The organism is Planctomycetaceae bacterium, assembly GCA_039680605.1.
In the GTDB taxonomy this organism is placed as follows: Bacteria; Planctomycetota; Phycisphaerae; order SM23-33; family SM23-33; genus JAJFUU01.
Genome location: JBDKTA010000068.1, coordinates 112,886 through 119,686, shown reverse-complemented (window position 1 = coordinate 119,686; position 6,801 = coordinate 112,886). Strand labels below are relative to the sequence as shown.

General features: G+C 62.7%; 4 protein-coding genes. 2 read left to right on the top strand and 2 right to left on the bottom strand.

Annotated elements, in window-relative coordinates; all coding sequences use genetic code 11:
* Positions 1–262 precede the first annotated feature (262 nt).
* Together ABFD92_20660 and ABFD92_20655 are read right to left on the bottom strand one after the other, a co-directional pair.
* Positions 263–1,024, bottom strand: a complete 762-nt coding sequence (locus ABFD92_20660; protein MEN6506953.1) for an FKBP-type peptidyl-prolyl cis-trans isomerase — start codon at positions 1,022–1,024, stop codon at positions 263–265.
* Positions 1,025–1,168: 144 nt separating this feature from the next.
* Positions 1,169–2,731 carry a hypothetical protein gene (locus tag ABFD92_20655; protein MEN6506952.1) on the bottom strand — a complete coding sequence of 521 codons (1,563 nt, stop codon included), beginning with the start codon at positions 2,729–2,731 and terminating at the stop codon, positions 1,169–1,171.
* Between the two features lie 211 nt (positions 2,732–2,942).
* Here ABFD92_20655 and ABFD92_20650 point away from each other — a divergent pair, with 211 nt between their 5' ends.
* Together ABFD92_20650 and ABFD92_20645 are read left to right on the top strand one after the other, a co-directional pair.
* Positions 2,943–4,778, top strand: coding sequence for a hypothetical protein (locus tag ABFD92_20650; GenBank protein ID MEN6506951.1), 1,836 nt, complete (start codon positions 2,943–2,945; stop codon positions 4,776–4,778).
* A 43-nt stretch (positions 4,779–4,821) separates the two neighbouring features.
* Complete coding sequence (locus ABFD92_20645; protein MEN6506950.1) at positions 4,822–6,792, top strand: hypothetical protein; 1,971 nt, start codon at positions 4,822–4,824, stop codon at positions 6,790–6,792.
* Positions 6,793–6,801: the final 9 nt, after the last annotated feature.

Here is a 6,801-nt window from a genome sequence, read left to right as displayed (position 1 = left end):
CTTTACGGAGTGGGCCTCATGGACAGTCTGTTTTTTCAGATTAGCGCCGCTTACGACGTGAGATGGTCTTGTTTTGAGCCAATTTCTTCTCTGCGTACTTTGCGGTCTCTGCGGTTCATGCAGTTTTCGGGTTAACGCCGACTGCGACATTATGATCTCGTCTTAAGCGAAAACCGCCCCGGCCGATTGCTCGACCGGGGCGGTTTTGTAGACAGTCTTTGCCTGCGCCGGGCCTGCGGGTCCGGTGCGGCAGTCTCGATCATTATTCGCCGGGCAATTTGATCGGCGCGCCGATCCCCAGCAGCTCCACCTCGAAGATCAGCGTGGCGTTGGGCGGGATGGGGCCTTGCCCGCGCGGACCGTACGCCAGGTCCGGCGGGATGTACAGGATGGCCTTGCCGCCCTTCTTGAGCAGTTGCAGCCCTTCCGACCATCCGCGGATGACCTGGTCGAGCTGGAACGTCGCCGGTTCATCGCGCTTGTATGAACTGTCGAACTCCGTGCCGTCCAGCAGCGTGCCCTTGTAGTGAACCGTCACGGTGTCAGTGGGCTTGGGGCTGGGCCCGGTGCCTTCATTGATGATCTTGTACTGCAGCCCGCTGGCGGTGGTCTTGACGCCGGGTTCGGTCTTGTTCTTGGCCAGGAACGCCTGCCCTTCGGCCTGGTTCTTGGCGGCCATGTCGGCCATTATCTTCTCCTGCTTGGCGACCATGACTTTCTGGAAGTCCTGCATGATCTTCTGCATTTGTTCGTCGGTGAGCTTGGGCTTGGCGCCGCTCAATCCGGCCTGCAGACCCTCGTTGAAGGCTTTGACATCCAGCTCGACGCCCTGCATCTTCATGTTTCGCCCGATGCTGGCGCCGATAATGTAGCTGACCTGATTCATATCCACCGTTGCCTGCGTGGCGGCAGGTTGCGTCGCCGCCGGGGGGGTTTTCTTTTCCTCGGCGCCTTGGGCGTACAACAGACTTGCGCCTGCCGCCGCCAGTGCGACGAAGCTCATGATGCCAACGATCTTCTTCATGGGAGACTGCTTCCTTTCTGCGGGTGCGGCCGCTTACGATCGGCCTTGTATTGCGTTCAAGATACCTTTGCTGGGACGGCTGGAGGGCTTACCCATCAAGGCAGATAATTGTACCCGTGAGAAAGCGACTCCGTCGATAGGTTGCTATTTATTCGCCGCTGCCGATGCCGGCTGCGTCTGCGGCGCCGGCGGCTCTTCGGCCTGGGGATTGGTGATGGCCGCATCGCTCTTGCGGCGGTCGGCGGCGGCCTTGGCGGGCTCGTTGAGCTTCTCGTAGGCAATGGCTCGCTCGAAATACGCCGAGACGTGCAACCCGCCGCTGGGGCGGGCGACGATGGCGGAGAAATCCTTCACGGCCTGGCGGTACTGGCGGCTGCGACTGTACGAGATCCCGCGGAAGAAATACGCTTCATAGTCGCCCGGGGCCAGGCGGATCAGGTCGGTGTACGCCTCGACCGCCGCGGCGTAGGAATCGGCGTCGAACAAGGCGTTGGCATGGGCGCGGCACAGCGTCGGGTCGTCGGGTCGACCCTGGCGGGCGGCGGCCAGAACCTTGACCGCCGCGTCGCGCTGACCGGCGTTGAGCAGGTCGGCGACCTTTTTGAGCGCGTCGCGATGGGCCTGCGGGGCCAGCAGCGGACCGGCGATGGCCTGTACGGCTTGCGGGAACACGCGCTTGCTCTCGATGCCCTCCCAGGGGTGAGCGCCGGTCATCAAGTCGTTGTACGGGCGGTCGGGATAATAGGCCGGATGCGCCAGGCCCAGCAGGTGGCCGATCTCGTGGGCGATCGCCGCGGCGGCAAGTTCCGGCGGCATGTCCAGGCCGTGTACGCTCAACACCGGCCAGTTCTCCGAATCGGCGTCGCGCTGATCGGCGGGCTGGAAATCGTCCCAGACCAGCACGTTGCACTGCTCGGGCGTCTTGTCCGGGTCGGCGATGAACCGCAATTCCACGTGCAGCACCAGCCCGCTGCGGGCGAAGCACTCGCCCACCAGTTCCATGATTCGCGCCAGCCGCCGCTCGACGAGCGGGCGGTTGCCCTCGCTGCCCACGTATGCCGCGCTGATGCACAGCCTGACGTGAATCTTGCCGCCCTTCTTCTCCAGGCGGTAATTGATCTGCCGATAGCCCGCATACGTTCGCGGGCCAAGGTCGTATACGACCGCCACGCTCGTGCCCTCGGCAACGCCCGAGGCCGCTGCCCACGCCGGCAGCAGGCGGAACTGCTTCTCGTGCAGCGAACAACGCTCGAGCGCAGACTTGGTCGCCTCGTCGTCGGCCTTGTACGCCAGCGCCTGCGTGTAGTACTGGCACGCGGCGGCGAAATCGAGCCCGTGCTCGCACGCTTCCCCCAAGGCCGCCAGAGTGTAAGACGTGTCCTCCTTCAGCGAGTCGGACTCCTGGAACTGACCCAGGATGCTCAGCTCCCGCCGATAGTTGGCCGCCGCCTGCGAATACTGCCCGCAGATGTTCTGGAAGATTGCCAATCCGCTGTTGAAGCCCGTGTTGTTCGGAAAACGCTCGGCGCCGCGGGAGTAGATATCCATGGCCGCCGCCATCTCCCGCCGGGCCAGGCCCATGCGGCCGTTGGTGTACGCTTCGTCGTAGGCCTTCTGATGCGCAAGGGCCTGATCGAGAAGCCGCTGGGCCTGGATCTGGTCCCCCTCGCACCCGCCGGCGCCCATCGCCGCCAGAAGGATCAGCATACAACCGCAAAATGTGAAAGTTCGTTTCCGCACGAGCACAGGAATCTCCTGACAAGCGTTGGCCTATAGAAGGGTGATTCTACGCCCGCCTTGCCGATGATGGAAGCGGCGAGAAAATCTCAGAAGCGGGAAACTTGTGGGGATTTTGAGCGTCTGATGAAGGACAAGCAGTCTGGAGCACTGAAGCGAAAGGACCACAATGAGGATCGCCATGGCGCACGTGTCGATATTGATGGCCGTCGTGGGCGCAATGGTCTGTTGGAAGAGTGCCGCATCCGCGTCTGGCCCGGACCATCCACCGGCAGCAGGGCCCCCGGCATCCACCGACTACCGGGCGCTCCTCTTGGGTGAAGTGGCCAGGCTGCGGCAACTCAAGCAACCGGAATTCATCTACTCAGATGAGCACCTTGATAGGGGAGTGGCGCGAAAGTTTCGCCAGGCGCATCTTCGCGCCCGACTGGTGCTGGCCCGGCTGGGAGACCACAACGCCGTTGACGACCTGATTACCGAATTTGGCCTGCAGAAAGCGGACGAGGGCAAGTGGGTGCTGCAACACCAGAGCAAGGACTACGCGGTGTTCCCGACATGGCCGGAGGAGATTCACCAGGTGCTGTGGGCGATTCATCCGACGTATCCCGAACTTGAGGCCGCCGTGCGGGAGCGCATGATGCGCCTGTGGGGGCAACCCTCAAGCATCGGCGTGCGGTCCCAAACGGTGGACCAGATGTCTTTGGAGCAGCTCAAAGAGGCGGCGGCGGGCGAGGGCTACCCGCAGCGCCGGGATGCCATGGCGCGCTGGGCTCACTTGCAGCCCGAGCCCGCGGCGATCTGGCTCGCAAGCCAGTTGACTCACAAGGACGCCGATCGCGGCGTTGACGCCGCCCGGGCACTAGCCATGATTGGAAGGGCAGATGGGCTTGCCTGGTTGGAAAAGGCCTGCTTGGACAGGAATCTTGGCCTGGGCGGGACGCCGGGCGCCGCCCTTCTGGAGTCCGGCGAAAAAGGCGCGAAACGGTTCTTTCAGTTGATCGAACACTATCAGAAGGAGCACCCCGGCAAGGTCCTGCCCGGGAATATTTCCACCTTTGCCGGTCACTGTAATCCCGAGGTGGTAGCCCGTCTGTTGCCGCAATTGCTGGCGGTCAATGACAGTTTCTTCAGCCAGCAAGTAGGCCAGTTCATCCGGAACCGTCGGCTGACGGTAGATGAATTGGCCTTGTTGATCGGTCATTTCAAGAGCGGCGGCAGCCAGGCCCGATCCAGGGGGCAGGACGTGGTATGGTCCTTGGCATGGAAAGGCGAGGCCGACAAGTACGTCCGCGAACTTGCTGGATTGTGGGCTGACGAGTTGCATCAATCGCCTTGGCTGGAAGAGTGGCAACTGGGCGCGCGGCTCTTTGTCCACAGCCGGCTGGGCACGCCGGGGCTGGCCGCAGCGGGGGGACGGCGGCATCTTCAGGCGGATCCTGTCCTCGCCTGCCAGGTGCTGGGCGAGGCGGGCGACACGGAGGATATTCGCCGCATTTGGGATATGGCACATGCAAAGGGACAATCGGCCGTCAAGCCGCCGTACGATTCCTACTACTGGCTCCCGATGGTGAGCCTGATCGAACGCAGCTCGCCGTCGGGCGAGAACGCGAGGGAAGATGGCAAGAAGCCCCTCGAGCGTTTGAGCCCGAAACTGCACGTCCGTTACGCACAGGGTCGGTTGAATGTCAATCTTGCAGGTCCTTCGGAAGGGGTGACCGTGGTGTGGTTCTTGCCAAAGCAGATCCGCGAACCGTTGCGAGAGTCGCTCGATCCCACGAGACGATTCCCTGAAGTGCTCCTTTACCGTGGCAAGGACATGGATGAATACCTCGCTCCCAGTGGAAGCCCCAAACGGCCTCGTCCGCACGAGAAGGCGACCGCCGGCATCCTGGAATGCGAGCCGCTGGCCAAAGAGAAGACCGTGAGGATTACGCTACGGAATCTCGAGTTCCAGACCGTAACCATCCCGCAGATCGGTCCCTTGGAGGTGCTCCTGGACGGCGTGGCTGCCCCATGAGGGCGGCAGAGTTCGAAATGTTGAAGTGACAGGAGTATGACCATTGAACAAACATCCCGTTTTGCCCGGCCTTCGACAGTGGTTCAAGGCAATCGTCTTCGTGGCCCTGGCGTGGGCGGGTGTGCTGACGATCGCGACGGTCGCTTCAGCCGCGCCGGCGCAGGGCGATAGCGAGTTGAGCGAACTTCTGGCCGCAATCGGACCGGGGAATCCCGTTCAGGCTCTGTTACAGCAATTGGCTCGCGAGGGCGGCAACGAGACCTTGTACTGCATGTGCGCCGAGGGCCTGTATAACGCGGGCAAGCGCGAGTCGGCCATCGCGCTGCTGAAGATAGGCCAGAAGAAAGCGGCCAAGCCGCAGCGCGTATCGCGGGCCCTGCGGGCAATCTATCGCCACGAACTGGACCTGGAACATCTGGAGATGTCATACGCCCAGGAACTCGATCAGGCAATCGAGGCCGGACAACAACACCTCCCGGAGTCGCTGGAGGCCGATGCCGTCATGGTCCAGCGACTGCGTCCCAAATACCTCGACCGTTATAAGAAGATGGCTCACTACAAGGGCCTGTTTGAGTTCCTCCGAAAGATCTGCAAGGAACCCGACGTCCGGGAGCAACTGTTCCGCATCCGCCTGGCCGCTGTCCCGAGCGATGACGGCACGGCTTCTGAGCTACTGCATCTCCTCACGGAGCAGCGTCAATGGAAGCTGCTGGCAGAAGGAGCCTCGCAGTTGCCGCCGCCAATCCGTAAGCATGTGCATTTCGCCTTTAGTAAGGCGCGGGCCTTGTATGAACTGGGCAAGAAGGACGAGGCTCTCACCGCCACAGACGAGGCCGCCGGGCAACTTGCCTCGTACAAGTGGACCTGGCAGCAGGTGGCGGAGATGTACTCCAAACTCGGCAAGACGCCTCGGGCCCTGGAGATTGTGCGGACGTTCGCGCCGCCGGCAGACCATGGTACGGCCCAGGCTCTGGCGACATACGGCGACCCCGAGGGCGTCAAAGTATGCGTGCAGCAGTGTATCGACCGCGACGCCCCGGCGTGGGTGTTGTTCCAATGCGTAGATGCCTGCCGGCAGGCGGGCCTGGCAAAGCGTGCGGAGGAAGTCTTCGATCTGGCTGAGGCCAGGTGTTTTCGCGAACTTGCCCGCGATCACCAGCCCGCCTTTAGCCTGCCGCATGAGATCTGGTATCGCTACCGCCTGGAAGGCCGCACCGCCAGGCTGGTCGACAAGTTTTCGCAGGCGTTCGCCGGCCGGGACAAAGAGATCGCAAAGATGTTGGAGGCCGCATGTGGGGATTTGCGCCTGGGCAAGCGTAATGAGGCGGTGGAACTGGCGGGGCTGTATTATCGCGACAACCCCGGCAAGCCGGAGTTCATGCTGGTGTACGCCGACATGCTCGAAGCCGCGGACAGGCGGGATGAAGCGGGTAATATCTATCGATTGGCATCCGCTATGCCGCTGGCTGATGGTGGTTATGGTACGCCACTTTCGACGCTCAGAATGCGCCACGCGTACCGCGTGCAGGCAATGGCCGCCGCCACGCAACCCGCGACCGCCGCTGCCCCCCCGCCTCCGCCGGCGAGCCAGGACTCTGTGGCGGAGTTGGAAGGACTGGTGAAGCAGACGCCCAAGGACGGTTCGCTGCACGTCCGGCTGGGACTGGCACTGATGAAGATCGGCAAGATCGAAGACGCCCGCGGCGAAGTGCGAAGGGGTCTGGAACTGGGATACGACCCGAAACTGTTGCCGCCTTTCCACGAACTGGAGAACTGCCACGCTGGCGTACACTTTGGGCAGCCCGATTATGGCAGCGTTGCATCGACCTACATGCAAGCCGGGCTGCGTGCGGCGCTGGAGGAGGATTTTAAGGCGATTCTTTCACGGACCAATGCACACCGCGCCGCTCACCTGCGCGTGGTGCAGAGGTGGCTGGTTGCACAGAGCCGCGGCCCGGAAGCGGCCGCCACCGCCCTCCAGATCAAGAGTCTCGACCCATACCAGAGGGACTGAGGAACCGGC

Coding starts and splice junctions, on each gene's coding strand:
- ABFD92_20660 (MEN6506953.1), bottom strand. CDS start 1,024: ATGAAGAAGATCGTTGGCATCATGAGCTTCGTCGCACTGGCGGCGGCA.
- ABFD92_20655 (MEN6506952.1), bottom strand. CDS start 2,731: ATGCTGATCCTTCTGGCGGCGATGGGCGCCGGCGGGTGCGAGGGGGAC.
- ABFD92_20650 (MEN6506951.1), top strand. CDS start 2,943: ATGGCGCACGTGTCGATATTGATGGCCGTCGTGGGCGCAATGGTCTGT.